Annotated in this window: 24 protein-coding genes; 9 read left to right on the forward strand and 15 right to left on the reverse strand. The window is 56.8% G+C overall.

All coding sequences use genetic code 11. From position 1 onward, the window contains the following. Both E2F50_RS23060 and E2F50_RS22275 read left to right on the forward strand, forming a co-directional pair. Window positions 1-872, forward strand: an 872-nt coding sequence (locus tag E2F50_RS23060; protein ID WP_161974326.1) for a hypothetical protein, incomplete at its 5' end; no start/stop codon positions are given. Between the two features lie 140 nt (window positions 873-1,012). After that, window positions 1,013-1,387 carry a hypothetical protein gene (locus tag E2F50_RS22275; RefSeq protein ID WP_133318391.1) on the forward strand — a complete coding sequence of 125 codons (375 nt, stop codon included), beginning with the start codon at window positions 1,013-1,015 and terminating at the stop codon, window positions 1,385-1,387. Between the two features lie 100 nt (window positions 1,388-1,487). On the opposite strand, the gene E2F50_RS22280 is transcribed toward E2F50_RS22275, so the two are convergent. The 9 genes from E2F50_RS22280 to E2F50_RS22325 all read right to left on the reverse strand — a co-directional run bounded on the left by E2F50_RS22280 (window position 1,488) and on the right by E2F50_RS22325 (window position 14,340). Further along, window positions 1,488-2,264: a helix-turn-helix transcriptional regulator gene (locus E2F50_RS22280; protein ID WP_245515555.1), complete on the reverse strand. Its 777-nt coding sequence runs from the start codon at window positions 2,262-2,264 to the stop codon at window positions 1,488-1,490. A 298-nt stretch (window positions 2,265-2,562) separates the two neighbouring features. Continuing rightward, window positions 2,563-2,997, reverse strand: a complete 435-nt coding sequence (locus tag E2F50_RS22285) for a hypothetical protein (RefSeq protein WP_133318393.1) — start codon at window positions 2,995-2,997, stop codon at window positions 2,563-2,565. Between the two features lie 891 nt (window positions 2,998-3,888). Continuing rightward, window positions 3,889-5,244 (reverse strand): HlyD family type I secretion periplasmic adaptor subunit, encoded by a 1,356-nt coding sequence (locus E2F50_RS22290; RefSeq protein WP_133318394.1) that lies wholly within the window; start codon window positions 5,242-5,244, stop codon window positions 3,889-3,891. A 45-nt stretch (window positions 5,245-5,289) separates the two neighbouring features. Next, window positions 5,290-7,074, reverse strand: a complete 1,785-nt coding sequence (locus E2F50_RS22295) for a type I secretion system permease/ATPase (RefSeq protein WP_133318395.1) — start codon at window positions 7,072-7,074, stop codon at window positions 5,290-5,292. Window positions 7,075-7,092: 18 nt separating this feature from the next. Continuing rightward, window positions 7,093-10,302 (reverse strand): beta strand repeat-containing protein, encoded by a 3,210-nt coding sequence (locus tag E2F50_RS22300; RefSeq protein ID WP_245515557.1) that lies wholly within the window; start codon window positions 10,300-10,302, stop codon window positions 7,093-7,095. A 337-nt stretch (window positions 10,303-10,639) separates the two neighbouring features. Beyond that, the gene (locus E2F50_RS22305; RefSeq protein ID WP_133318396.1) at window positions 10,640-10,921 is read right to left on the reverse strand and encodes a hypothetical protein; all 282 of its coding nucleotides are present in this window, start codon (window positions 10,919-10,921) and stop codon (window positions 10,640-10,642) included. A gap of 225 nt (window positions 10,922-11,146) precedes the next feature. Continuing rightward, window positions 11,147-11,857 carry a hypothetical protein gene (locus tag E2F50_RS23065; protein ID WP_161974328.1) on the reverse strand — a complete coding sequence of 237 codons (711 nt, stop codon included), beginning with the start codon at window positions 11,855-11,857 and terminating at the stop codon, window positions 11,147-11,149. A gap of 208 nt (window positions 11,858-12,065) precedes the next feature. Then, on the reverse strand, window positions 12,066-13,505 hold the full coding sequence (locus tag E2F50_RS22320; RefSeq protein ID WP_133318399.1) for a calcium-binding protein: 1,440 nt from the start codon (window positions 13,503-13,505) through the stop codon (window positions 12,066-12,068). A 424-nt stretch (window positions 13,506-13,929) separates the two neighbouring features. Then, a complete protein-coding gene (locus tag E2F50_RS22325; protein WP_133318400.1) occupies window positions 13,930-14,340 on the reverse strand; it encodes a response regulator in 411 nt (136 codons plus the stop codon). Window positions 14,341-15,013: 673 nt separating this feature from the next. On the opposite strand from E2F50_RS22325, the gene E2F50_RS22330 reads away from it, so the two are divergent. Both E2F50_RS22330 and E2F50_RS22335 read left to right on the forward strand, forming a co-directional pair. Next, window positions 15,014-15,907, forward strand: a complete 894-nt coding sequence (locus E2F50_RS22330; RefSeq protein WP_133318401.1) for a hypothetical protein — start codon at window positions 15,014-15,016, stop codon at window positions 15,905-15,907. A 120-nt stretch (window positions 15,908-16,027) separates the two neighbouring features. After that, window positions 16,028-16,429, forward strand: a complete 402-nt coding sequence (locus tag E2F50_RS22335; RefSeq protein WP_161974329.1) for a hypothetical protein — start codon at window positions 16,028-16,030, stop codon at window positions 16,427-16,429. An 88-nt stretch (window positions 16,430-16,517) separates the two neighbouring features. On the opposite strand, the gene E2F50_RS22340 is transcribed toward E2F50_RS22335, so the two are convergent. The 5 genes from E2F50_RS22340 to E2F50_RS22360 form a co-directional block, all read right to left on the reverse strand. Beyond that, window positions 16,518-16,775, reverse strand: coding sequence for a curli assembly protein CsgF (locus E2F50_RS22340; protein ID WP_133318403.1), 258 nt, complete (start codon window positions 16,773-16,775; stop codon window positions 16,518-16,520). Window positions 16,776-16,801: 26 nt separating this feature from the next. Next, window positions 16,802-17,407: a hypothetical protein gene (locus E2F50_RS22345; RefSeq protein WP_133318404.1), complete on the reverse strand. Its 606-nt coding sequence runs from the start codon at window positions 17,405-17,407 to the stop codon at window positions 16,802-16,804. 16 nt (window positions 17,408-17,423) lie between these two features. Continuing rightward, a complete protein-coding gene (gene csgH / locus E2F50_RS22350) occupies window positions 17,424-17,846 on the reverse strand; it encodes a curli-like amyloid fiber formation chaperone CsgH (RefSeq protein ID WP_133318405.1) in 423 nt (140 codons plus the stop codon). A gap of 56 nt (window positions 17,847-17,902) precedes the next feature. Continuing rightward, window positions 17,903-21,304 carry a beta strand repeat-containing protein gene (locus tag E2F50_RS22355; protein WP_133318406.1) on the reverse strand — a complete coding sequence of 1,134 codons (3,402 nt, stop codon included), beginning with the start codon at window positions 21,302-21,304 and terminating at the stop codon, window positions 17,903-17,905. 251 nt (window positions 21,305-21,555) lie between these two features. Next, window positions 21,556-22,410 carry a CsgG/HfaB family protein gene (locus E2F50_RS22360; protein ID WP_133318407.1) on the reverse strand — a complete coding sequence of 285 codons (855 nt, stop codon included), beginning with the start codon at window positions 22,408-22,410 and terminating at the stop codon, window positions 21,556-21,558. A 499-nt stretch (window positions 22,411-22,909) separates the two neighbouring features. Between E2F50_RS22360 and E2F50_RS23070 the strand changes: the two genes are divergently transcribed. The 4 genes from E2F50_RS23070 to E2F50_RS22375 all read left to right on the forward strand — a co-directional run bounded on the left by E2F50_RS23070 (window position 22,910) and on the right by E2F50_RS22375 (window position 25,144). Continuing rightward, the gene (locus E2F50_RS23070; protein WP_161974330.1) at window positions 22,910-23,059 is read left to right on the forward strand and encodes a hypothetical protein; all 150 of its coding nucleotides are present in this window, start codon (window positions 22,910-22,912) and stop codon (window positions 23,057-23,059) included. Window positions 23,060-23,237: 178 nt separating this feature from the next. After that, on the forward strand, window positions 23,238-23,855 hold the full coding sequence (locus tag E2F50_RS23075) for an invasion associated locus B family protein (RefSeq protein ID WP_281029228.1): 618 nt from the start codon (window positions 23,238-23,240) through the stop codon (window positions 23,853-23,855). A gap of 405 nt (window positions 23,856-24,260) precedes the next feature. Next, window positions 24,261-24,563: a helix-turn-helix domain-containing protein gene (locus tag E2F50_RS22370; protein ID WP_342635753.1), complete on the forward strand. Its 303-nt coding sequence runs from the start codon at window positions 24,261-24,263 to the stop codon at window positions 24,561-24,563. Continuing rightward, window positions 24,449-25,144 (forward strand): substrate binding domain-containing protein, encoded by a 696-nt coding sequence (locus tag E2F50_RS22375; protein WP_133318409.1) that lies wholly within the window; start codon window positions 24,449-24,451, stop codon window positions 25,142-25,144. The genes E2F50_RS22370 and E2F50_RS22375 overlap by 115 nt, the downstream gene beginning before the upstream one ends. Before the next feature lie 6 nt (window positions 25,145-25,150). Here the strand turns inward: E2F50_RS22375 and E2F50_RS22380 are convergent, their stop codons facing one another. Further along, window positions 25,151-25,744, reverse strand: a complete 594-nt coding sequence (locus E2F50_RS22380) for a TetR/AcrR family transcriptional regulator (protein WP_133318410.1) — start codon at window positions 25,742-25,744, stop codon at window positions 25,151-25,153. A 70-nt stretch (window positions 25,745-25,814) separates the two neighbouring features. Between E2F50_RS22380 and E2F50_RS22385 the strand changes: the two genes are divergently transcribed. After that, window positions 25,815-26,131, forward strand: a 317-nt coding sequence (locus E2F50_RS22385; protein WP_133318411.1) for an SDR family NAD(P)-dependent oxidoreductase, incomplete at its 3' end; no start/stop codon positions are given.

A 26,131-nucleotide genomic window follows, 5' to 3' on the forward strand; every position in this document is an offset into this window, starting at 1 on the left:
GAGGCCGACGCGGCGGCGCGGGTAATGATGGAAACGATAGCCGGGACAAGCTGACCCCATTGCAGGAGGCCTTGCTGAAAGAAGCTGCGCGGGAGGTCACCATTAGCGGAAATGGCCGCTCCGACACGGTTCGGATGGATGAGGTTGTCACCCGCAAAATGATGCAGATGGCCGCCAATGGTGGCCAACATTCGATCAGCAATGCCATCTACCAGATCAACATGGCGCAACGGCTCAAACAGAAAAACGTCGATGAAGAGGTGGCCCTCGGGCAGAAGTTCAAGGCGCATCAACAGCATCTTCTGGACGAGGCTCGCAAGCGCGGCCAGGATCTCGACACCGTGCTTCCCCATCCCGATGACATCGTCGTGGAGGAGGGGGTGGGTTATGAATTGATTGGCCCGGTCGACGAGACGGAACTGCGCAGGGTGAAAAGAGAGTGCGATCGGCGAGATGCTGCCATTCTGCAAGCAGCATTAGAAGAGCGACTTGGGCCTCTATCTCCTGAGGCTGACAAAGAGCCATCGAGCCATCCCGCGGAGGCGTCTGCCCTCTTGGTCGTGCAGGTCTTGAACGAGGCCCTGCCAAAGCGCTTCCAAAAGTCCAACCTGCAAATCGCCATGGAACTGATGCGGTATGAGGGCGTGACAAAACGAGAGCTTCTGAAACGTGCCCATCAGCAATGGGCAGCACTGGGTCAATCAAAGCCGAGAGGTTGGCGACTTCCTCCCGTCGAGACTGTCATATCGACATTGCAACGGGTACTGCCGGCAATGATCGCTCTTTACCCTGAGGCAAAGAGCGGCAAACTGTCGGTGGAAGCCATTGCGATCAAGCTGCAGCGGATGATCGGTCCCGCACCGTTGGGATGATCAGGCGCTTGGGCAAGCAACCTTATTCCTCGGTCGGCCATACAGCTTTACCCGTGTGGCCGATCGACGGACCCAATGTCGACGCAGTGTGACGCAATGGCTTGGGCCCCATTGCAATAAGCTACATCACCAGGTCTATCATGTCGCAAATGCCCCCATTTCTTCGCGGCTATCGCCAGGCTCTGAGAGACGTCCAGCGGGCAGTTCTGGTCTACCACCAGACCATGTCCGGCCCTGAATCGGCTCGGGCTGCGGTATCGGCCGCAGCCGACGGCATATCCGTGCCGCTCAGAAGGATACGAGAAACCGGGATCGCCGTGCTGGATGATGACGAGGTTCGTGAGCAGATGGCTGGGGACACGAGCCATCAGATGGCGTTCGCCCAAGGGTATCAGGCAGGCTTCGACGACGCGGTTGGCATTGTCGCAGACTGGGGGCACAAGATGCGTGATCATAACGCGCGAGATGCAGTCGCCGACGTGGCCCAGCATCTGCAGGAGGTGTGCGCCAGTTAAGGCATAAAAGCACTAGAACGGGAAGAATCGTGGCGCAAAAGTGCTTCTCACAAACGTAGCTGCGGCTATGTTGATGTATCGCTGCAACAACGGGAAATAGCTAGAGCATCGAGCGGATTTGGCTCACGCCAATTTGGTCCGAGTTCCTCCTGACGATGGCAGCGGGAACGTCATCGACAGTATCCTCGGACGTGGCTCTCTGCGAAGAAGATGTATGCAACTGGGCAAGAAGCGCTGCCTGTGTGCGGTTCGCTGCGCCCAGCTTACGCATGATTTGCCGGACGTGCACCTTAACGGTAGCTTCTTGCATGTTGAGTTCGCGGGCAATGTGCTTGTTGGATCTTCCAAATCTCAGACGGTCGAGGACCTCAGTCTGCCGTTGAGTAAGTGTCGCCTGATTTTCGATAGCCCGATGCTTGCCCGGCGCTCGCGAATGTATTGACAGAGTTGCCAGCAGAGCTTCACGCGGGAAATACGTCCCGCCGTTTAGGATGAAGCTCAACGCCTGCTTTACAATTTCTAACGGCAGTATGGCGGGCAGAAATGCCTGAAACCCTAAACCTGCAACGGCCACGGCGTCATCAGGGTCGGCTCTGTCGGATATAACAGCAAGCGGCCCAACGACCGATGCCTGAGCAGCCAGAAGCAGTTCATGCTGTTCCGGATCGCTTAACGATGCGCCACCGGTGTTGATGAGCACTAGTCGGATGTCGTTCTTGTGCCTTAAATCAGAAATCTCGTTAGGTGCTACCGATATCAGTCGCAGGTTTAAGGGTGCAGCCCACAGCTCCAAAGCTGAAAGCATGCATGCTCGACGCATCGCCAGGCCGTCGATTAGTACAACCAGGCCTGTAATTCTGTCTTGTTTGGTATCCATCGGATCTCCCCCTTTAGTTTGCCCCATTCTCCGTTCTGCATAGACTGTAAGTATCGTGCGTCTAAATAGACGACAGAACTCGAAATTCCAAACTCACCTTGGGCTGATACGCCTTAAGGTGGTGCAGTTTAAGAAAAATCGCGTGGACTCCGCTTAGTTCAAAAAGTCGAAAATTTCAATCTTAAGTCGTATTTAAGTGAAAACTTAACCGAGTTTGCGTCATATTTCCACCCTGATCTCAGGAATTATGACGACCATCAGGCGGTTTGTTGATCATGAAGACTTTTGTCACGTTCGTTTAATGATGATTATCTTTGGTCAGAGTTGAATCAGCATTGCCTTCGACCGTGTTATGGTTTGCCTGAGATGTTTTCCAAAAGTCGATCTCGCGAGAGCGGGCATCTAGTCCATCCATAAACGGTCTAAGTTCTTCTCCTAGTGCGCCTATGTCCGCCTCAATTCTCTTCAACCGCTGATGTAAACTGCGTTTTTCTATACCGCCTACAGCATTCACAAGTGCAACTGCGCTTGCCGCAAATGCCATCTCCTTCATTTCCGTATCTCGGGTCAGAATGGCGTAAACAACTAGGCATATAGTGGTCAAACTCGTTGCCCAGCTTTTACTAAACGCCGCAACAATAAAAGCTACGGCCGCTATAACGGCGGTGGCATCATTTTCCTGCATAGATGAAATACTGGTGTATGCTCCGAGCCTCACTAATATCTCGTTCATATTCAACCTGTGATTTTGATAAAGACGTTCTTATACTTTATGAGGGTAGCCTTATCTTTCATCGCAGTCCAGCGGCATGGAGTGCTTCGATAGCTCTTATGACGTAGCCGGCGGTTACGCATAAGGCGTATGGCCCATCTTCTATGACCGTTTGGGCCGCTTTTGATAGTAAGCAGTGTTAGCCTCTTCTTGGAGCCTTCACGTCTCTCGTTACGTCGGTATGATCGTACACGGGCGGTCAAAGGCATTCGAGCCTAGTCCGCTGTTTACGCTGCGGCGTTCCTGAACAGCTACAAGAAAGTGAGGATCAAGAATTTGGAGCCCGCCGGACGCAAAATCCTAATCTTGGACGACAAGCCGCTACGCCGAGAAGCGTATGTTTGCCTTCTTGCTCCTTGGGCGTCCGAACAAAAGCTCCAAATCCGTGCGCTAGACGCTCTAACAGCTGGATCTCTAGACATAGACGCAGCGATCATAATCATATGCGCGGGAGGCCGTTCGATTACGGAATTGCGGCTGCGTGGGGAGCTTTGGGAGCTCCAGAGCGATATGCCTCCTGCCGTGGTTATTTCAGATTTGGTTGATCCTGGCGAAGTCGCGGCGGCATTAAGTCTGGGAGTGCGAGGCTACGTGCCGACGATGTTCCCGCCAGAGCTTGCATTCAGCACACTGACCTTCGTTCTCTCAGGCGGGGACTTCTTTCCCGTATCTGCACTTCGGCTGCCCGGTGACTGAGAGGGAAGCCGAATTGGTTGCAGCCTGCGCAGATTTGGGGGCGCTACGTTGTATGCTCCTGAATGACTAGATGATTTAGCAACGGCTTCTGTCCCTATAACGTAACGCATACACTGCCACCATAAGCACTCCATTGGCTGAGAGGTGAAAATAAACCTAGGTCTCTCGTATGCCCCGCCGGAATGCTCCGAGGAACGGCTCGAGCAGATACTCTAGGACTGTACGCTCTTCAGTTACGATCGTCACTTCCGCAGGCATTCCTGCCAGAAGCTTAAAATTGTTCCCTAATTTAATAAAATCTTCCTTGGCCACCTCCACTCGTGCTAGGAAGTAGGGCTGACCTGTGTTCGGATCAACAATCCTGTCGGCTGAGACGCTTCTGACAAGACCATTGATGCGCGGCATTCCGCTGCTTGAATAGGCGGACAGGTGAACTATCGCCTGCAGGTCCGGCCGAACGACATCGATGTCGTTGGGAGAAATGTGCACGTCGATCAGCAGCTGTTCTCCAGTCGGCACGATGTCCATTATCGCTTCTCCGGGTTTTATCACACCAGAGTCGGTCTTGAATTTCGAATTGACGATCCTGCCGGAGATGGGAGCGATGATCGACGTGCGCTCCAGAATGTCGCGGCTGGCATGCAACTTCTCCGAGACTTCCGCGTACTGGGCCCTGATCTTCTCAAGTTCGGTTGAGACTTCCTCCGCGCGGTCTGCCTCTAGCGAGATTTTTTGAGTTGCTAACTCGCCTATTTTCTGTCTGACCTCAAGGATCGAGCCGGTTGCTCGCCCGTAGTCGCCTTGCAAAGCGGCCTTTGCACGCTCCAGACGCAGGACGTCGGACTTCGTCGTGAGGCCCTGGCGGAACAGCGAATTTTTCCCTTTAAGTTCCTCATCGATAAAGTCGATCTGGGTCGAGGCGCTTTTTGCTTGCGCCTGCAGCGCGGAGACCTGCTCCTGATACTGGTGGACACGATCTTTCAGTACGTCCAGCTGCGCATGAAAGGCTTTGCGTCTCTGGTGAAACAGCGAGGTCTGGCCATCGAGAATTACCTGGATTCCGTCATTCTTCCGGGTCAGAAGAGCCGACGAGAAATCGATCTCTTCCTTGCCGGCCTGTTCGGTGAGGAGGCGGGCTCTCGTTGCCGTTAATGTCTGCGCCTGTTCCATTAGCATGTCGTAGACCGATGCAGCCTGCGTCGTCTGGAGCACGATCAAGACCTGACCCGCCGCCACGTCGTCTCCGTCGCGAACCATGATCTTGCGGATGATACCACCTTCCAGATGCTGAACCGTCCGGCGGCTCCCGTCCGGACTGATAACCCCTGATGCTACCGCCCCGGCGGCGATGGGAGCCGAAGCCGACCATCCTATGGCGCCCGCGACGAAAATCATGACTACAATGACGCCCGTGACGGCAGGGCTACGGACCCGGCTAGCTAGGGAAAGTGGAGATTCCGTGCGGCTCGGAATGTGGGTCCTTGTCGGGACGGTCGCGACATTTTTCTGCATAGCTCATTCCCCATAAATGCGACATTGCGGCAGCGCCGATCGTTTTTACTGCGCGGCCAGCATTTCCATTTCCTGCTGAGGATTTTCCGCATCCGCTGCATTGCCGGCCTTCTGCGGCAACGTCGGTCGGCCGTCGGGCGACGCCAATCGCAAACGACCGATAACTTCCTCACGCGTGCCGTAAAGCTCGACTTTACCTTCCTTGAGGAGGAGCAGTTTGTCCGCCTGAGCGAGCGTGGATGGACGATGACCAACTATAAGAAGGGCAACGCCCGCCTGCTTGAGGTCCCTAATCGTCGCGGCGAGCGCATTCTCTCCCGCTTGGTCGAGATTGGCGTTAGGCTCGTCGAGTATAATCAGCTTGGGATCGCCGAATACGGCCCGGGCCAGCCCGATGCGCTGGCGTTGACCGCCTGACAGCCGCGCCCCGGCATCGCCTATCGATGTTTCGTAGCCCTGCGGAAGGCGCTGGATAAGCTCGTGGGCATGGGCCAGCATCGCGGCTTGGACAATTTGGGAATCCTCGGCGTCCTGCATGCGCGCAATATTGTCGCGGATGGTGCCGGCGAAGAGCTCAACGTCCTGGGGTAGGTAGCCGATAGCGGCACCCAGCTGATCGTTGCGCCAATGCTGAAGGTTGGTTCCGTCGAGCCGGATCACGCCGTCGGTCGGGGCAAGAACGCCTGTGAGAAGCCGGCAGAGCGTGCTCTTGCCACTGGCGGATGGTCCGATCACGGCAAGGGCTTCACCGGGTACAATATTGAAGCTGACATTGTTTAGAACCGGCGTACGGGTGCCAGGAAGGGAACACGTCACGTTTTGGAGCGCCACATGGCCGTAAGGGCGCGGCAGTCGCGTTCTCACCTGCTCGGGCGGTACTTCCTGGAGGCGGGCCTTCAGGCGGCCATAGGCAATCCGGGCCGCGGTGATCGATCTCCACCCCCCTAGAATATGCTCGATCGGGCCAAGCATGCGGCCCAAGAGGATGGAGGAGGCGATCATCGCGCCACCCGTGGTCTCGCCCGATATGACGAGAAACGCACCTATCCCCAGCGCCGAAGATTGCACCAGATAGCGGGAAAATTTCGCAAAGCCGATAATAAGTGCGCTGCGCTCTGCAACCTTCAGGCTGCTTCCGAGATAGGCGTCGTTGACCTGGCCCCAGCGTGCCGAAAGGCTGCCCATCATGCCCATGGCGCGAACGACTTCGGCATTTCTGAACATCATGTCGGCCTGCTGTAGGGCCGCGATTTGGGCCGTGTTGGAGGTATGCGTCCCGCTGCGCGTCATTAGCTCGTTAAGTGCGCCGACCAGGATTAGAAACAACGCTGATCCAGTCGCAAATATGCCGAGTACGGGGTGAAGCAGCCAGATCATGATAAGGAAGGCGACAGTCCAGGGCGCGTCGAACAGCGCGATGAACGCCTGCGACGACAGGAATGACTGACATTGCGCTAGATCGCGAAGCGGCTGGGTGCCGGCATTATCTCCCACCAGGCGCGCCCTAACCCCCCCTGCAAGCAGAACCGGCGAGAGCTTCGTGGTCAGCCAGATCGCTGTACGGGCGTTGACGAGGCCTCGAAGGGCATCCAATATTCCGAAGACTGCCAATGCGCCCGCCATCAGGACGGACAGGAGAACCAGTGTCTCCATCCGCCCCGTGGTGAGAACCCGGTCATAGACCTGAAGCATGTAGATAGGCGAAGCGAGCATCATCAGATTGATCGCCGAGCTGAACACGCCGGTTAGAACGAAGACCGAGCGTATCTGGCGAGACGCATCATCGAGTTCGGTTCGTCGTGGCCGTCTCTGGCCTCGTTTCGTTAACATCAACGCCCCTCTTCGTGTTCAAGCAATTAGACCAGGATCGACGATCAAGTCATTGGCTACGAGCGTGTTCAGGCTTGCCAGAGCCTGACTTGACGTTACTGCAGTCGTTGCCCCGAAGAGCACGTAGGTCTGGTGCGTGGCGCCGGTAAAGGAACCTGCGTAATAGGCTACGCCGCTAATATTGACGCCGACGAGCGATGGATTGCTGGTCAGGCTGTTGAGCACGAGGTCCTCGCCGGTTTGGTAGTCGCGAACGAAGTTGGTGCCGCCTAGGATGCGGAATTGATCGACCCCCACGCTGCCGCCGTCGGCGATGCCGTCGCCGTAGAGCTGGTGCTGGCCCGAAGCCGCTCCCGTGCCGGTCGCAAAGATAATGTCGTTGCCGCTGCCGCCCCGCAGGGTGTCGATGCCGGCGCCACTGATAAGCTTGTTGGCCCCGGTGCTGCCCAGGAGAACGTCGTTAAAGGCCGAGCCCGTCAGGCTTTCGATGCCGTTCAACAGGTCGCCTTCCGCATGGCCACCGGTCCCAATACTGGTTCCGTTTAGGGATAGCTGGATAGAGACGCCAGTGGTGGATGCGGAATAGTCCGCCATATCGGTACCGCCGCCGCCGATCAGGGTATCGGCCCCGGCAAAGCCCGCGAGAAGATCGTCGCCTAGTCCACCGTTAACAACATTGGCGAATTCCGTGCCATCCAGGCGGTCGTTGAAGTTTGAGCCGATGACGTTTTCTATCTGAGCAAGAACGTCCCCGTCAGCATGGCCGCCCTGACTGAGGCCGAGGCCGGTCGTTCCGCTGAATAGACGCGCAAGCACGGCGCTATTCGAAGCTGAATAATCGATAGTATCGACGCCGTCGCCGCCGATGACGAACTCGGTAATTGCACCCGCCGCAGAGCCGCCGAGCCCGCTCCGGAAGGTATCATTGCCAGCACCTCCTTCAAGTCGGTTAAGGGCTGAATTGCCGATCAGCATGTCGTCGAAGGCCGATCCAATCAGGCTCTCGATCATGCTGAGCAGATCGCCGTGTGCATGGCCGCCGGCGCCCGTTCCAAAACCCGCATCAGCCAATGTGACGGTAACGCCGGCAGTAGAGGATGAATAGCTGGCCGTGTCAGTGCCGGCGCCCCCGATCAGAGTGTCCGCTCCGTCGAAGCCTTGCAGGAGGTCATTGCCGCCGGATCCGTCAAGGATGTTGGCGACCTCAGTTCCCCGCAACTGATCCGCGAGCCCGCTGCCTATGACGTTCTCGATGAGAAGCAGGATATCGCCATCCGCCTCGCCGCCCTGGCTGACCGGCAGAGACCCCGACGTCCCGTTGAAAAGCTGCACCAGAACAGCCGCGGAGGAGCCGGAATAGTCGATGGTATCGCTCCCTTCGCCACCGTTGACGATCTCGAATATGCTGCCGGCCGCAGAGCCCCCAGCGCCGGTCCTGAAGGTATCGTCGCCCGCGCCCCCCTCAAGACGGTTGGTTTGGGTATTGCCCTGAAGCATATCGGCAAAGGCCGAACCGATGAGATTTTCGACCGAAGACAGGATATCTCCTTGGGCGTCGCCGCCGGATGCGGTCGCGCCGCCGAGGTCGTCCAGGGCGACGCTGACGCCGGCTGCAGAGGATGAATATTCAGCAGTGTCATTGCCGCTGCCGCCTGAGATGGTATCCGCGCCGCCGCCGCCCATGAAAGTGTCGCTCAGGCCGCCACCGGTTAGCGTATCGGCGAGCGCAGAGCCAATGACCCGCTCGATGAGGATCAGCTCGTCGCCTTCCGCATCGCCGCCGATACCAGTTCCCGCAGCACCTGGATCGCTGGGCGACGAGGTGAGGGTAATGGTGACCGCTGCCGTGGAAGCCGAATAATCCGACGTGTCGAAACCGCTTTGCCCGATTAGCCGGTCCGCGCCGCCGCTGCCGGTCAGCGTGTTGTTCGCAGAATCACCAACAATGATGTCGTCGAAGGCAGAGCCCTTGACGTTTTCGATATCGCTGAAGGTCGTCCCGGTGGCGGCGCCGCTGACGGAACTGTTTCCGAGGTCGATGCCCACAGGGCCGCCAGACGAAAAATCCAGCGTGTCTGTGCCAGCTCCACCATCGACAACATTCGTGCCGATGCCTGGCCGCAAAAGGTCGTCCCCGGCGCCACCCGTCAGAGAGTCATCGCCGTCGCCACCTTCCAACTCGTCGTTCCCTTCGCCGCCATCAAGCAGGTCGTTGCCGCTACTTGCGAAGAGGCGGTCATCGCCGTCGTCGCCGTAGAGCAAGTCGTTGCCATCACCGGCATGGACGTCGTCGGCACCCATTCCCCCATAAATTTTGTCGTCCCCGATGGAGGAGTCGATGAAGTCGTCGCCTGCGCCGCCACGGAGGATGTCATTGCCGAGGCTAGCGACAAGCGTATCATCCCCGGCGCCTCCGTCGAGGATGTCGTCGCCGTCGCCGCCGCTTAGCAGATCAGCGCCGAAGCCGCCGTACATGACGTCGTTGCCGAAGCCGCCGTTCAAGGTATCGTCGCCCCCACCCCCGAACAACCGGTCGTTGCCGAAGCCGCCATCCAAGAGATCCTCTCCGTCCGATGCAGACTCGTTCACTCCATCAGGAACACCGTCGGCTTCGATGTCGTCCGGGACGCCGTTCATGTCGACATCTAGCATGTCCTCGCCAAGCAACACGTCGTCGCCATCCATGCCGCGCAGGATGTCGGCCCCCGTGCCGCCCACGAGCAGATTGTTCAGCAGGTTACCCGTGAGCCGGTCATCAAAAGCGGAACCAAGAATGTTCTCGATCCCGCTGATCGTGTCGCTCGTGGCATGTCCGCCTACGCCGCGCGCCGTGCGCGTCGGATCACTGGCGAGAGAGAGCGTGACGGCTGCATTTGAATTGCGGTAGTCGGCTGCATCAATCCCTGCGCCACCATTCAGAACGTCAGCGCCGGCTCCGCCACGGAGCACGTCGTTGCCGCCATTGCCGTTCAAAGTGTCGGTACCGTCGCCGCCGTCTAAAAAGTCGTTAGTATTTGCTGCATTGAGGATATCGTTGCCGATGCCTCCGTCGAGGTAATCGTCGCCGGTGCTGTTGGCCGCAACGGTTATGGTGTCATTGCCCGCTAGTCCATCAATGAGGTAGCGGCCGTCGGAATTTTGAGAATAGCTGTTGTTCGCGCTGGTTAGTGTAACCATGGAATAGCTTGGGGCAGCCAGAGACTGCAGGGTGATTGGCTGCGGGGACACGCCGGAGGCTTTTTCTAATTCATCTATTAACATGGTTGCCGCTGGAGCACTCGCAAAGGCCAATCCAGAGATCGTTGACGAAGAACTCAATGTGGCTTTCAAAGTCTTCTTAGCCATTGCCGTCTCCTAGGGATGTTATCGGGATATACTGTCAAGTTAGTCAGAATTTTCATTAGAACCCACGACGCAAGAGTGCCTGCGACTTTGGTTGTAGAAGCAGTATCTAAAGGTACCGCCAGGGCCGTGCGACAGAGGCGCAACAGCCGCGCATAAAAAGGGGTCCTGGCGCACCAGGACCCCGCCCACTTCGACGTAGAGGCTGCCGCTGCGAAACCGATTAGCCGGCTGCAGCGTAGCCAGTCGCCGTGATGCTCGACCATTCGCCTTCCAGAACGGCAACGACCACGTTCAGGTCGACCGAAGTGTCTTCGCCATAGGCCTGGAGGTCGATTGCGAAAGTTGCTTCGTTGCCGTCGATGTTGACGTCAACGCAGATGTCTTTCTCGACGTTGAGGTCGATATCGATGTAAGATTCCAGGTTGAAATCGATGTCGATCGTGGAATCGAAGTCGTAGCCGGCGTCCAGATCGACGTCGTCCCAATTGCCATATCCGCTCATATCCAGTCTCCTTGCTTGGTTGGTGAAAGATCAGCTCTGGCTGACGAGGAGGATGTTACTGGGGCAATGCGGTAAGCTCAAATGTCTTTAGGTATTATCAACCAAGGGGGCCCGCGATATCGAGTGTAATCCGAAATGATTACAAATTTCCGTACAATAAATAGATAAATTATTCGAGCATATAGAATATATGCTGTTTTTGCTTCGACCCGATTTTGGAAATATTTACGATAGGCCCGCGTCGATTAGTACAGTTATAGTCGACATTTCGTCTTCGAGGGCAAAGACATCGACTATTAGATCGGCATACGAGTTCTCGCCACCGGCAAACACGCCGGCATCGAAGGTCGACAGATTACCGTCCAGGTTTATCTCGCTGTCCTCGGAACCGGAGCATCCGCATCCTGGATCATCCACGATGCGGATCGCGGCAGGGAGATTGGAAGGCGCGGGCTGTTGCGGGGATGCAGAACTGCCGCCGCTGCCGATCTCATTCAGGTCAATCACCATCGCGGCCACCGAGCTCGACGAGGTGGCCGTGCTTTGCCCTTCGCTACTGGTCATGTAGGTCGAGTTGTCACCGACGGAGATGTAGGAACCTGCGCCGTAGTAGGTAAAGCCAATATAGGTCGTCGCCATCGTGGTTCCGCCTTGCGACTGGGCTGCGGCATAAGCCTCGGCATTGATCTTGGTGACGGTGGCAGAACCGTTGTCGAGCAGGGACACGTCGGCCGATATCGCCGCATAGGTGTCTTCTCCGAAGGATGCGGCATCCATAGCCGCGTTAACCACGGTTCCGCCGCTCGGGCTGGACAGGTCGCCCATCGCCGCTTCCACATCATGCGTCTGATCGACCAGTTCCGGTTGTTCTGCGTCGGAACTGCCAGAGCTGATGGAGAGATTCGATCCCATTGACGAGGCATAGGTCACAGGCATTGGTGCCTCCTTCTCAGGCTGACGAATTGAACAGGGTATGGTCTCACGTTACCGCCGTTCGGCAGTCTGATGGGGCGCGCATTGAGGGATACTCCTCATGGGCCAGGTGGACTCGGCGAGCGCACCTCTAACGACGCAGGTGAGCTCGACCGGCCATGCTCCGAAAGGGGAGTTGTCTCTTCGGGTCGAGGGACAATGACCGGCGCGGTTAGTTCAATGTGATAAGCAGGTCTCCAAAGATGAAGATTTCGACATCGGTAGAATCGCCGGGCGCATCGGAAAAGATGTTGTGCAGAATAACGCCGGCCTGCATTTCCGTCAGCCTTTTTGTATGCCCGAGACTGCCAGGATTGAGAGAGAGAAATTCGTCTAGGACAAGCGTCGAGCCGCCGGATTCGCGTCCGGAAAAAACAACCTCCAGATCGTCCGCGTCGCAGGACGCCAGGCGGAGCGAGACGCACCAGTGATCGACATCTTCGCCCAGCACGATGTGGTCGCCGTCCTTCAGGAGGAAGTCCGTAATGACGTCGTCGTCAAACCGTTCGTCGATCAGGTAGGTGTCCGCGCCTAGGCCGCCTGTATAGAGGTCATCGTCATCGCCCCCGCGATCGCCGAGCCGGAAAGTGTCATTGCCTGCGTCGCCGAAAATGCGGTCGCGTCCATCGCCACCTACCAGATAGTCGTTGCCGGCACCGCCGCGAAGAAGATCCGAACCTTCGCCGCCGTACAGAAGGTCGCTATTAATTCCGCCGTCTATTTCGTCGGCATCGTCGCCGCCGAACATCCAGTCGTCACCCGCCCCGCCGTGCAGAATGTCCTTGCCGTTGTTGCCGAAGAGCGTGTCGTTGCCGGCATCGCCTTCCAAGCGGTCGGCGCCCTGTTCGCCGAACAACCAATCATTGCCCTGCAGGCCCAGCACGACATCATTGCCCCGTCCACCAAAGGCCAGGTCGTCGCCGGCCATCCCTATCAGCCTGTCGTTGGACGTGCCGCCCGATATTAGCTTGTAGGATACTGTACCCGAAACGGCCACGGTCGCGGCGATGGTGGCGGACGTGAGCGCGTCCTGCACCGCAATTGCATCCGCGACCAGGTCTACGTAGCTATTCGGACCTGCGGCGACGGCGTTGACGTGGAAATCCGCTATGTTTCCGTCCAGCACAGCGCTGAGCCCTGCCGCCGTCACCGTGCTGTCGACATCGATGCCGCCATAGGTGCCCGGCAGATCGAACTTGAAGTCGATCGCTGCAAAGGAACTGGTGACCGACATAGAAGAGCCGTCGGGATTGGCCGTTTCCTGCGTGTCGATAAAGCCGAGGTCGCCGCCATCGATATCTACGACCGCATAGGCCGACGCGAAGTTCGCCGCGCCGGATGCAAGCGCGCTTGCAGTCACCGAGCCGGAAACGAAGGAGGCAAGCCCTCGGTCGAACATCCTGACGTCGGCGCTGATGGACGCTGCCGTATCGTGCCCGAATGCGTCCGCCCCCGCCGCGATCGTCACGGTCAGATGACTGGTCGTCGTGATGGAGCGTATCAACGGAGTGTCGCGGACGACCCATCCGCATCCTCTAAAAGGATGGTTGTCGGATCCCCAGCCTGAAAACCAGTGCGAGAAGGGATAATGCTGTAACTTTAGATGATACATGTGCACCTCCAGCTGACCAAACGATAGCCATGGCAGCGAAGGAAATCATCCGTTCGAAGCGAGATAAGCCCAAAGGCGGACTAACAAAAATGGTGTAGTTCGTAAGAGTAGGGGTAGAGCCCGAGTAAGCTCACGTATGCAAACCGGAACGCCGATCGGTGGCAGACGGGCGACAGTTCCGAACCAGCGTACCTTCAACGATGGTCGAAGTGGTTGCTAAGTTCGCGCGGGGTTGCAGAAGTTCTCGTCTAACAATCGAGTATTGTTGAGATAGGAGCTCTCACAGGGTTAACCTCTATGACTTACCTCCTGCAAGATGACAGGCGCTTTGAGTTCGCGACTGATACGACAGTCGCGGCGGATGCCTGCTGCATAGAAGGTGAAAATCAAACCATGCCTCCCGTACCCTTCGGCTTCAAAAGATTTATAGCGGCTTAGTTGAAGTAGAACGGTTTAATGCATCGGGCGGTGCTGTTGCGACACCGTCAAATACAGATGCCGCGAAAGCGATCACCTGAAGTAGATCAGCGTCCGCTATTGGCTTAACAATATATCCGAGTACCCCTCGAAAATCTACATTTATGGTTCCAGTATCTGCGGACATATAAACTACCTGCGCACCATGAGCCGCAAGAAGTCTACCTACAGCACTTCCGGTGGACCCATCCAAAAGATCTAAGTCAACTAGAGCGACATCCGCCTGTCCAAGAAATTCCATAGCATGGCAAGAAGTGGCTGCCACTCCAAGTACATCAAAACCGAGATCCATAATAGCTGCCTCAATGCTCCAGGCTGTCAATAGTCTGTCTTCGACAATCAAGAATTTTTGGCACATGACTAGTTCCTTCAGACCTTTGTATAATTCACCCGAGGATATTGTCTCTTGGTGTATTGTCGTCTGAGCTTTGAGAATGGGAATTTTATTATGGAATTCTCGCTTTGAGAAGATCTGAGCACCGCAATTTAGGATAATAGTATCGCCGTTACGATCACCACTTTTTTGCTATCCCAATTGCCAACCAAGAAGGCCGGTCTCGTCCGAGATGAGCCGGGAGCCTGTCCTCTCGCCATAAGTTGTAGTGCTGGAGTGTCTTGAAGACTGTCGAGCTGGGGGTGCGCCACTGCTTCTGGGAGGGACGCCGCGATTGGCCGCCCCAGTGGGTAGTCAGGTGCGACCCATATGCCGAAACTCTTTTGTTCCCCATCCATCTCTGCCCGCTGCTTGCATATGCAAGAAACCTTATCGCCTTCCACGACGGGTCTTGGACATTTGCCTTAGCACTCGATCTGCCAAAAGGTGTGTGCAGCGCTATCCGATGTCGTAGGCGCGATGCGTATTAAGCCTCAGTAGTTTTTGCCGGATTGAATCAAGCCAGAGATTCTGCTGACAAATGCGGATGAAGTTTTCAAGTTTCATGATTAACGATGCTTTCAATGTCAGCTAGCGATAAAAATATCTTGTGTTAGAAACTGAACATCATTGGACCTACCAGGTAGAAGACAAGATCATGTTTTCAAAACGTCTTCCAACGGAAGAAAGTGGAAAGTTTCTTTATTTGATCCAAGTTCAGTCGAGGGCTTTGCTTCGCATGCATGCTGAAAAGCCTCGATTGGGGGACATATTCTCAACTCAGGATCGTTGGCTTATGGCGCATATTGGGCTTGCGATGTATTTCGAGAGTGTCATCGCATTGAGACGCGAGGGGTTAACTGCCGCAAAATTCGTCAAATCTGCAGCAGATTACCAGGTGGCCAGCCGCAATACTGCCACGGCGTTCTTAAACGAGATGATAAAATATGGGATCATCAGTGACCATCAACACCCGAACGATCGGCGGATGCGGATCATGGTCCCAGCACCTGTTGCAGTGGAAGCAATTGTCGGCTGGACCAGTCTGCATCTTGCGACATTGGACTCCCTGGATGGAGGCGAGCGCAGATCATGGTTTCATGCTTCCCAACTTGCCATAATCAGCCGACTGCAGCCGACTATCGCTGCAGGGCTCCTGCGCAATCACACGGTCAGGAATCCTGGCGAAGCTTTTGCTCACTTTATGTGGATGAACAGTGGGTTTCTGATTACCGAACGGTTGATCGTCTCAATTAAGGATCAACAGCGGTCGGGCGAGCGCCTACCGCTTCAGTTAACATCCGCCGCAGGTTTGACGAGCGGGCTTAACCTTTCGCGGTCGCACTCAGCAAGAAAGATCAACGAGGCAGAGAGGCTTGGTATCTTGGGATGGAGCGCCACGAAAGGGAGGTCGCCGATGTGGGTCTCGCGTGCATTCGTTTCAAGCTTTCTTTCCGTTCAAGCCGCGAAGCTCACCATTATTGACGAAGCCGTAAAGTCTATGCAAGCCGCTCTCATTCCTCATCGGGAGCAGGCACGATCAGAAGCTTAGCACCTGCGCGTTAGCGAAAAATAAATCTATAAATTTCTATTTTGCTTTACTATCAAAATAAGCTGTTACTTAGGACGATGAATGTACAAATCTCCCCACGAAGCAAACGGGGAGAAAACTATGTCGAACAAGACTATTGCACTGGCAGCTGTTTTTCTTGCGGCGCTCGCAACATCGGCTGTGGCGGGATCGCCCGCATCGCCAGCCTTCGTCCAACAAGCATCAGGCTACAGCGCAAGCGCTGGCACGCTTGATACCGCGGCAATCTTCAAACCATCGCTGGACATCATCGCGGCCGCTCCGCGCGTGGACACGTCGAATCTTGTAGGCAACCTGTCCTATGTTTATCAGAGCGGCGATTTCAACACGGCCTTCGTTGAGCAGACCGGCAGCCGAAATGTCGGCCTGATCTCGCAGATTGGCTACTTCAACTCCGCCGCCATTACCCAGGTCGGCACCGGCCATCAGGCTTTCATTTCCCAGCGGGGCAGCAACAACGTTGCGGTCATTCGCCAGCGCTGAGCACCATCAGATCTTAATAGTAAGGGCAGGAGCCATTAATCGCTTCTGCCCTTGCTTTTTCCTGATAGCCCATAAGGCCGTAAGGTTATCACTGACCGTCTACGTCGGGCAGTGGCGTAGGGTCGGGAGTCGGCTGCGGCGTACCACCAAAATCGGGAAAGTCGATCGAGAAACCTGGGCTCTGGCTCGCGCCTTCGCCCTGGGCGCTGGCCTGCGACAGCAGCCAGTTGCCGTTGAGCGGGTCGCCACCGAGCGACGGGTTGGTTGGGCGATAGACAAGCTGGGACGCCTGCGCGCTGCCGCCGATCATCAGAGCTGCGGTTATAAGAATAGTCCTGGTAAACATTATGTAAAACTCCTGTTAAAGCTGGCTTAACGTTTTGGAACAACGTACATGCGACCGGGAACGACAACAACAGTTTTATTTTCGAGCCCACGCAAACTAGTCGGCATCATATAGTTGCCACTCTGCGGTGTCTGAACAGCAACAACGGTCGAGTTCACCGAGTCGCGGACGTCTAGCGCGCCTGCAAGATTGTCTCCGGTCTGGATGTAGGCGACTTGATTGTTGTTACCGGAAACCCCGACAAGCTGGAAATTATTGTCGCCGCGGCTGGCTTGCACGACAGAATTGTTGGTTCCGCCCTGAACCAACAGAAGCGCAGAGCTGCTGCCTTCGATGGCCTGAACAGCTCGGTTATTGGCACCCGACTGCTGGATCAGCGCCAAGCTGCCGGTACCTTGGATGCCGGAATTGGCGTAATTATTCTGGCCGATCTGAATGATGCCCGTAGTGGAACCGGTCGCGCCACCAACTATCGGCATGATCGGCTGCATCAGCCCCTGCACAGCAGCTGGATTGGTTTCGTAGTCGGAAACCAAAAGGTTTTCCGCTGCGGCAAGGCCCGGTGCCGCGATCATTGCGGTGGCGAGGGCTGCTGCCTTCAGGGCCTTAAGAATTCTTGCTGTCGTCTTCATGTCACACCGCCATCGGTCAGATTTTCAAAGGGACGCTGCCGAGCATGATCGAGCGGCGCATCGCACACAGTGTCTTTCCTGACCGGTCTGTTACCGAGAGCATGACTGCAACCTCGTCCGGTCTATTCATCGCTATAATCGTCGTCCCCAGCCTTCCACCAACAAAGTTGCTGGCATGTCTCGACTGGCTTTTCCCGGAGGGGTTCCGCTCAGTCACCTCAAGTTCCAGTCGCCCCTCGATATCACTGTCGCTGTCGAGAAATGGCTCGATCCAAACGATTTCATCGCCGGAAAGGGTGATTCCACAACGCTGGACCCGGTCGTCTGTGGACGTTCCTAGGTAGTCGATCCCGGTCTTGGCTGAGGCCGGTTCGGCAAGCAGGCTGCTTGTCAGAATGGAAACTATCAGCAGCGTAAGTCGGCTGATCCAAAGATACATCGCCGTGCTCCGCCGGTGGTGACCGGGGCGCCCCGAGGCGCCCCGGTTACTTTGTGTTACTGCTGGGTTACGAAAGCCACGTTGCCGCGGCCGATCTGGGTGACCAGCGAGTTCTGGTTGGCATTGCGCTGATCGACGAAGGCCTGGTTGGTGGCAGTGCCACTACCAACACCGATCTGGAGCACAACGGAGTTGGAGCCGCTGCCCTGCTGCGAGATCCAGGCGTTGGAATAGTTTCCGACCTGCATGACTGCAGAGTTCTGGTCGCTCCCCGTCTGACCCACGACGGCGATGCTGTTGCTGGCCGTCTGGACGATCAGCGAGGTGCTGGTGCTGCCAGACTGGCTAACGTAGGCGCCGTTGTCCACGCCCGCCTGCACGATCAGAGACGAGTTCAGGTTGGACGGCGCCAAAAGGCTGGTGCCGCCTTGCGTCGTGACAGCTGTGTTGCGGTCCCCTGTCTGGATTGTGGCGGCTGCAAGCAGGGCGCCATTCTTCTGGGCAGTAGTCGCGATGTTGTTGTCACCAGCCTGAACGGTAGCGGCAAGCGCACCGATCACTGCAGTCTGCGAAGTGCCAGCCGTGTTCCAGTCGCCGATCTGGACCGTACCGGCTACAGCACCTGCGGTAGCGAGCTGGAAGCTTGCAGCGATGTTGTCATCGCCGAACTGAGCGATGCCAGCTACCGATGCTCCAACCGGAGCCGGAGCATTGGCGGAAGCCTGCAGACCCAGGAATTGGACCGAGCCGATCTCGATCGAACCGCCCTGGACGTTTGTTGCAGTGTTGCGATCGCCAGACTGGCTAATCGCGGCTACCGAAGCGACGGTGGGTGTGTTCTGACGCTGGTCGAGAGCAGTGCCGGGCAGATCCAGCAGAAGGGTCTCGGCACCCTGGACGTTGACGGCACTGTTGTCGGCACCACTCTGGAAGGTCAGAGCCGCGACCTGCGAGCTGCCGAACTTCTGGACGTTGGATGCCGTGTTGCCGCTACCGGACTGAACGATGCCGGCGAGTGCATCGCTGACGCCGACCTGGGTGTTGCCGGCTTCGTTGTCGCTGCCGAACTGCGCGATTGCAGCGGAAACGCCTTCGGAGCTGGTCTGAACGTTTGCGGCCCGGTTGTCTCCACCGACCTGCAGGATAGCAGCATCGGCCTCGAACGTTGCGGTCTGAGCATTGCCGGCTTCGTTATTGTCGCCGATCTGGATGCTCAGCGCGTTGGAGTCCTTGGCAGCCGTTTGGACGGCGCCGGCGATATTACCGTCGCCAACCTGAACGTTCGCGGCGTTAGCGCCGACGGTCAGGGCGTTTTGCTGGATGGTTGCCGTGTTGTTGTTGCCGACCTGCAGGTTTGCGGCGGCGCTGTCGACAGCCAGCGTCTGGACGTTGAACGCCTTGTTGTCGTCACCGATCTGAACTGAAGCGGCATCTGTGCCGGAGGTAGCGATCTGCTGGTTGGCGGCGATGTTGTCGTCACCGAACTGGCCGATGATGGCGTTGGAGGCGGTTGCGACCTTGGTTTCTCCGACGATCGGATCAGCTAGATTAACAGTTGTCGTTGCGGGCGAGCCGCTGTTGTTCCAGCTGCCGAGCCAGTTGCTGCGAGTCTGCTTCTGTCTTGTTGTCTCATATGAGGTGATCGACTGGGAGTAGGATCCCACCTGGCTGTTAGAGGCCACGTTGCGGTCACCCACCTGAGCGATCGCCGAGGACGAATCGGCGGTTGGGCCATTGCCGCTGCTCGTTACCGACTTTGCCGCATACTTGAAGCGTTCAGCTTTGCCAAGAAAGTTGGAGACTACCGGATCGGTAGTGAACCCACCAAAGGTGTCCGTGTCGATGACGATCGCACCCTGTGTGTTGCTGGCTTCGTTGCCGTTGCCAACCTGCAGGATAGCTGCGTCGACATTCGAGCTGCCGGCCTGCTGGACGTTTCCAGCGATGTTGCCCGCGCCGAACTGGGCGATCAGGCCGTTCGCGTCGGTCACGCCGGTCTGCAGGTTGTAGGCGCTGTTTTGCGCACCGCCGTTGTTGCCCTGGATGATGAGGGCATTGCTGTCGACAACAGCAGTCTGGGTGTTGGCACCAAGGTTCTGGCTTGCACCATTGCCGTACTGAATGATGCCGGCGTTGGAATTCGTGGTCGAGCCGGACTGGGTGTTGTAGCCGGTGCTGCCCGAACCGCCCTGAACGATCAGTGCGTTCTGATCGACGCCCCCGGTCTGGCCGTTGGCAGCGATGTTGTCGGAGCCGATCTGCAGGACGCCTGCACGGTTCTCGCTTGCCGGGCCCTGAGCGAGCTGGGTGTTGCCGGCGCGGTTGCTCTTGCCGATCTGGATCGTCGTTGCGACGGTCCCGGACTGCGGTACGACGAGGTTCGAAGCGCCCCGCTGGATGTTGCTGGCGACGTTGTCGTCACCGAACTGGCCGATGGTTGCGGTATTGCCGAACCCGTCACGGACATCGTTGGCGGCTTCGTTGCTGTTGCCGACCTGTAGGATGCCTGCAGCATTGTCGGTGCCGTCGCGGCTGGCGTTCAGTGCGTCGTTATCGTCGCCGAACTGGCCGATCACTGCCTCATGGTCGGTGCCGCCAACATAGGCGTTTGCCGCGATGTTGCGCGCGCCGCCCTGGAGGATGCCGACCGAGCTGTCAGTGCTCGAATCCTGGCTATTGATACCGCTGTTGCCGGCGCCGAACTGGTCTACGCTGGCTTCGTTACCAGCACCGATATCGTAGGCGGCGATGGTCGCGGGGTCCGTATAGGTATCGATGACCTGCGAATTGGAGGCAAAGTTGTCGGTGCCGACCTGCAGGATGTTCGCGCGAGCTTCGGTCGCCAGTTCCTGAGTCGTCAGGGCGACGTTGCCCGAGCCGGCCTGGAAGGTACCCGAGAAGGACTCAGAGCTGCCGGCGATCTGCTGGCTGAAGGCAAAGTTGCCGACAGCGGCCTGGTCGCTGTTCAACTGAATGATGCCGGTCTCGTTAAGGCCGCCGTTCAAGATGTCTTCACCGTCCTGAACGTTGCGCGCAACGTTGTTGTAGCCCCCCTGGAAGATCGCCGCACGGTTTACGCCCGTCTGCAGGAACTGGTCGACCACGTTGCTGCCGCCGAACTGAGCGATACCGGCAATGTTGCCGCCCGTCTGCAGGAAGGCGCCGCCGATGAAGTTGTTGGAACCGAGCTGCTCGACGCCGAGAAAGTTGCTGCCGGACTGCGCATCGCCCGGTTCAGTGCCATCCAGCGGCAGGAACACGTTGTTATAGCCATGCTGATAGATGAACGCGGCGTTGCCATCGCCGTTCGGCGCAGCGACCTGCGAGAGGTAGGCGAAGTTGCTGTCGTCGCGCTGGCCGATGTAACCGAAGTTACCTTCCTGTGCGAAGGCCGAGCCCGCTAGGGCGGCGACCGCGACGCCTGCCAGAAGCAGGGTCTGTCTGCTTGAGTATTTCATCTGTCTTCTCCCCAAGAGGCCGCCCCCGTCAACACGGTCGCCTCAGCAATTGATGCGTTAACGAGACATTAATGTCACCGTCCACTGTCTTAAAGCAAGACACGTGTAACTAATTATTAAGTAATAGTTAATTCCAAAACGAAGAAATACCCAAAAATGAGATTTCAGTTATGGTAATGCAATAAAAAAAGGCCCGCATGCTGTGCTGCGGACCGAAATCGAATTTATTATAGTATGAGCTAATTATAAGTTCACCTATCAGGATTTTGTATCGACAAAGTCTGTTTATATTTGGTATCGAATTCCTTCAGCAGGATCTGTTCTCGAGATTTTTCTTGCAAGCTCCACAGGCCTTGGCGCACGCCGTCAACAACTAGGGAATAGACAGCAAGTTCGATTCCCTCACGAACAGCCAGCGATCCGGGATCGTTGCGCGACTGCCCCAATTCGATCTCCAGCAGTTCGCCAGCGGAAACAAATTTGTAGGCGCCGCCGCGGATCTGTACCGAGTAGATCTGTTTGGTTGTTGTCGTGGAGGCAAGTATTTCGCCGGTCTGAACGCTTACAGCACGCAGATTCACCGTCACTACGTCGGAACGGTACTGCATGTCACCGCCAATGCCGAGGTATTTGGCGCCGGCACCTCCGGTAAGCTCATTGGAGTCGTATCCGACGATGCCGCCTTCAAGAATAAGTCCAGCAAATCTAACCGGCGGCAGGCCGCTTGGCCGGCCGAAAGACTTCTGGGTGTTTTCGATCAAGGTGCGCTCCTGCACCAGGTTTTTCAATCCTGTACGTTCAACCACGCGGAACCAGTTGCCGTTGCCCGTCTTTTTCAAAACGTCGATGAGCATCGCTCCGCCGCCTTGTGTAACCGCGCGGCTATATTCAGCAAAGCTTTCGTTTGGCTTGGCCTGGCCGGTCAGGTCGGGGAAGTCATAGACCGCTACATCGACCGGAGTGGCCGGCAATGGGAGCTGCTTAACGCTGGACGTTGTCTTTGTAGGGGCACTCAGCGTTGCAGCCGGAGTGGCCAATTGCTGGCCGCTCTGACACCCACCAAGAACTGCAGCCACGACAGACAATGCAGCAAACTTATAATTCATATTATCCCCACCTGAGCATAGCTGACGCAAAGGCGCGGCGTTACGCAACATTAGATGTTCGCGACCGGTCTTAAATTCAGTAATGCTGACTTTACGTCCCCTCAGTCAGCGCTAACACTTAAGCGAGCGCGACGTGGCATGTCTACACGAGGTAGAAATATTATCAACGTCTCATTTTTGGGCGGATATTGGTATGGTTACTTGTGTATCTGGAAAACATCATCTGGGGTTATACATAATACGCCGTTTATTTCCGAATAGTGCCGGAGCCGACGGAGGGCCACTCATAGTTGGCATTAGACTTTATGATTGCACTTGAGCCTGCACCGACAGTTGGCACGACGCGCACCATAGCGGCGACCTCCTCTAGAGTCGAAGCCTTCGCCGTAGCAACCTGCCTGCGCGGAACAGCCCGTACTACCGGCGCTTTGGGTGCGCGAGGCTTAGCGCCAGGTGGAACTTGGTCGACATAGACTGATCCCCCGGCCGGATGCGTGGCTTGACCAACGAACGCCTGCGCATGACTTTCCCCGGCGAGGGTTATATGGGCGAGGAGGGCGCATCCCAAAAAGGCAAAGATGTTACGTTTTTCCATTTTCACCTCGATGACCAATTTGTATTGTCATTAGTAAGAATAAATCTTGCTTAAGTTCAATAAGCATCTTTACTTTATTTGTGGTTTCAGACCATGAAGGCCAGTGAGGAATGTTTTGCTTGGAGGGGTTATGACGCACGGTCGATTAGCGCTTATAGCGGTCTTGTTGCTCGCAGGGATGGGGTTTTCGGGTCCGTCATCGGCCTATGCGCAGTCAAGCACTTCGGGACCTATGTTCTCAACGCCCGCGTCTCGCTCCACAACCGGTGCGCCAATACTCAACAACCCGTCCGTCGGACCAAATAGCGGCATTATCGATTCTGCTGGCGGCGGCACAAACACTGGCGCGCCTGCTGCAAGGCCCGCCGCGCGTACTGAACCTCAGGCCGCCACCCCGGCCCAGACAGGCGCTGTCGCCGAACATTTCGGAGGATGGGAAGTGCAATGCATGTCGATGGCCGCGGCAAGCAAAATCTGCCAAGTGTCCAGCAAGGTTACTTCGCCTGATGGGAGCCAAGTTATTTTGGTAATGAGTCTCGCGAATGATGTAGGCAATGACGCCGTACGCATGCAGATGGCAGTCCCGCTCGGCATCGCACTTGCGGAAAAGATCAACATCTCAGTGGCGCCAAGCCATGAGACGTCACTATTCGTCAGTCGTTGCACTCCGCAGGGATGCCTTGTTGAAGGCGCCGTCGAACCAGCACTAATGAAAGCAATGCGGGAGGGGGAGCAAGCCATTGTTTCGGTCGCAACTCCAGAAGGAAAGCGTATTCCAATCACGCTAGGGCTCAAAGGACTTTCGGCTGCTCTTGACGCTCTCAAGGCCAACGGTACAGCAGTTCGCTGATCCGGCAGTCGTGCCGAAAACCAGACGCCTCGGCCTGGAGCTTCGTTTCCGATCATTAAGTGACGATCTCACTCAATCCACTGCCGCCTACCACGTGTTCTCACGCATCAGATCAATAAAAGCCCACAGGCACGTGCCGATGTCCAAGGTATTGGAGGCAGAGGCCGTCGATCTCCGGACACCAATCGTCTAGATCCGCCAGAAGGCGCCCGCTCTAGGAACGCGGCTGCCGCCAGCCGCGGCACGTATGCGATACTGATACCGGCAGCCGCCACCTCTGCCTATCAAGTCGATGTTGTCGAGGATCAGGGAGCCCGGCAGCTCAACCGTACGCAGAAGGCGTCCCACTGTCCTTGCACTCGTTCCGGCAGGTCACTAATAGAAGCCGCCGGAGGCCTGAGACTTTTGGCATCAGATTGTCTGGGAAGCATCTTTGCGTTTGTTCGCTTAGCCGAGTTTGGCGGCTTTGCAGCCGCAGGCCGCGATTTGGACGTTTCACCCTCTGCCATCAGCAAGAGCGTCTCCAGATTTGAAGAGAGACTTCAATTTTCGGCTGTTCCATCGCACGACGCGGTCGCTCCAGATTACCGAAGATGGGAAGCTGTTCTCTCACCGCTGCAGCTCGATCCTTGCAGAACTGGATCGGGCCGAGGAGGCGCCCAAGCGGCATTCTGCTCATTGAGATGCCGACCGCGCTCGGGAGACTGAAGATAGTTCCGGCTCTCGGTAAGCTGACGTCGCTCTACCCGGAATTGCGTATCGCTGCGACGTTTGCCGATAAAGTGACGGACCCAATTGCTGCAGGGCTTGATGCAGTCGTCCGGATTGGCGAACCGCGTGACGAGAGGCTGATGGTAAAGCGGGTGGGAACCGTCCGCTATATCGTCTGCGCCTCACCCGCTTATCTTGCCGTCCATGGCGAGCCTCGCGGCGTTGACGATCTCAAGAACCATGATTGCGTCAGACGCGTCTCCCATTACGGCCCGAAGTTCGCGCCTTGGCGATTTCGCCAGCCTGATAAGGATGAGGCGTTTGAGCACCAGGTAGAGGGTACGCTGAGTGTCGACAGTCCCGAGGCCATGATAGACATCGGCCTCTCCGGTGCAGGCCTCGTCCAACTCCACACATACATGGCCGAGCGCCACATCAAGTCGGGAGCATTGCTGGAGGTACTCGCGCCATTCGCTGCAGATGGTCCGCCGATCTCCGTGCTGTTTCCATCGAGCAAGAACCTCGCTCCAAAGGTCCGCGCGTTCATCGACTTCGTCGTCCAGGTTCTTGAAGATTGAACTGATTTAGACGCTCAGCGTCTCCCTATACGCGGCTGCTGCGAGTGAAGCAGTCCCGAGAATTCGGTCGCGTCCAACACCTTCGCGTGCCATTGCCGAAAGCCCACTCATGACTGTGACCGTATAGTCGGCGAGAACGTCCGCCAGGTCCGGATGCGTTTCGGCAACAAATCGGTAGATGACATCACGTGCTGCGGACGTCAGGTTGCGGGCGGCATTCCGGGCGTCCACGTCGTTGCATCGGGTGCCTTCGATAGCAAGGCAGCCACCGCTGCCGGGATGTGCGGTGTACTTGTTCGCGGCGTCCTCCAGAACAGCGGAAAGTGCCTCTGCCACCGGCCGACCGGGTCGAAGGATTTCTCCAAGCGGAACACCCTGAGTTTCGGTGTAGTGTCTGAGCGTGCGCGCGAACAACTCAGCCTTGCTTCCGTAAGCAGAATAGAGGCTGGGAGGATTGATGCCCAAGGCATCCGTTAAGTCCGCAACGCTGACGGCATCATAGCCACGGGCATGGAACAGGCGCTGCGCGACAGCAATCCCCTGATTAGGATCGAAACGACGAGGCCTTCCTCGCGGCCGGATATCTTTTGTAGTCGCCACTATAAAATGCCTTGACGCTGGAGCGGGAGTATTTATGTAGTGATCCCTATCCTAACTCAAAGAGGTCATAATGACAAACGCCAAAGGAAAATCCGTTCTCGTTCTGGGCGGTAGCCGGGGTATAGGCGCGGCAATCGTACGCCGGTTTGCAGCTGATGGAGCGAAAGTCACCTTCACATATGCCTCTTCAAGGGATGCTGCAGAAAAGCTTGCGGGTGAGACTGGCAGTCTTGCGGTCGTAGCCGACAGCGCTGATAGGAATGCGGTTATCGCAGTCGTTCGCGATAATGGGCCACTCGACGTCTTAGTGGTCAATGCAGGAGTCGGAGCCTTTGGCGATCCGCTTGAACAGGACCCGGATGCGGTAGACCGGCTGATCCGCATAAA

It is taken from the genome of Rhizobium deserti, from assembly GCF_004358025.1.
GTDB classification, from domain to species: Bacteria; Pseudomonadota; Alphaproteobacteria; order Rhizobiales; family Rhizobiaceae; genus Neorhizobium; species Neorhizobium deserti.

Excerpts from the sequence above, each read along its gene's own strand:
- E2F50_RS22275 (WP_133318391.1), top strand. The coding sequence starts at position 1,013 with ATGTCGCAAATGCCCCCATTTCTTCGCGGCTATCGCCAGGCTCTGAGA.
- E2F50_RS22325 (WP_133318400.1), bottom strand. The coding sequence starts at position 14,340 with ATGTGCCAAAAATTCTTGATTGTCGAAGACAGACTATTGACAGCCTGG.
- E2F50_RS22355 (WP_133318406.1), bottom strand. The coding sequence starts at position 21,304 with ATGAAATACTCAAGCAGACAGACCCTGCTTCTGGCAGGCGTCGCGGTC.
- csgH (WP_133318405.1), bottom strand. The coding sequence starts at position 17,846 with ATGTATCTTTGGATCAGCCGACTTACGCTGCTGATAGTTTCCATTCTG.
- E2F50_RS22345 (WP_133318404.1), bottom strand. The coding sequence starts at position 17,407 with ATGAAGACGACAGCAAGAATTCTTAAGGCCCTGAAGGCAGCAGCCCTC.
- E2F50_RS22375 (WP_133318409.1), top strand. The coding sequence starts at position 24,449 with ATGGGAAGCTGTTCTCTCACCGCTGCAGCTCGATCCTTGCAGAACTGG.
- E2F50_RS23065 (WP_161974328.1), bottom strand. The coding sequence starts at position 11,857 with ATGCCTGTGACCTATGCCTCGTCAATGGGATCGAATCTCTCCATCAGC.
- E2F50_RS22280 (WP_245515555.1), bottom strand. The coding sequence starts at position 2,264 with ATGGATACCAAACAAGACAGAATTACAGGCCTGGTTGTACTAATCGAC.
- E2F50_RS22340 (WP_133318403.1), bottom strand. The coding sequence starts at position 16,775 with ATGTTTACCAGGACTATTCTTATAACCGCAGCTCTGATGATCGGCGGC.
- E2F50_RS22335 (WP_161974329.1), top strand. The coding sequence starts at position 16,028 with ATGTCGAACAAGACTATTGCACTGGCAGCTGTTTTTCTTGCGGCGCTC.
- E2F50_RS22290 (WP_133318394.1), bottom strand. The coding sequence starts at position 5,244 with ATGCAGAAAAATGTCGCGACCGTCCCGACAAGGACCCACATTCCGAGC.
- E2F50_RS22305 (WP_133318396.1), bottom strand. The coding sequence starts at position 10,921 with ATGAGCGGATATGGCAATTGGGACGACGTCGATCTGGACGCCGGCTAC.
- E2F50_RS22295 (WP_133318395.1), bottom strand. The coding sequence starts at position 7,074 with ATGTTAACGAAACGAGGCCAGAGACGGCCACGACGAACCGAACTCGAT.
- E2F50_RS22330 (WP_133318401.1), top strand. The coding sequence starts at position 15,014 with ATGTTTTCAAAACGTCTTCCAACGGAAGAAAGTGGAAAGTTTCTTTAT.
- E2F50_RS22360 (WP_133318407.1), bottom strand. The coding sequence starts at position 22,410 with ATGAATTATAAGTTTGCTGCATTGTCTGTCGTGGCTGCAGTTCTTGGT.
- E2F50_RS22285 (WP_133318393.1), bottom strand. The coding sequence starts at position 2,997 with ATGAACGAGATATTAGTGAGGCTCGGAGCATACACCAGTATTTCATCT.
- E2F50_RS23075 (WP_281029228.1), top strand. The coding sequence starts at position 23,238 with ATGTTCTCAACGCCCGCGTCTCGCTCCACAACCGGTGCGCCAATACTC.
- E2F50_RS22320 (WP_133318399.1), bottom strand. The coding sequence starts at position 13,505 with ATGTATCATCTAAAGTTACAGCATTATCCCTTCTCGCACTGGTTTTCA.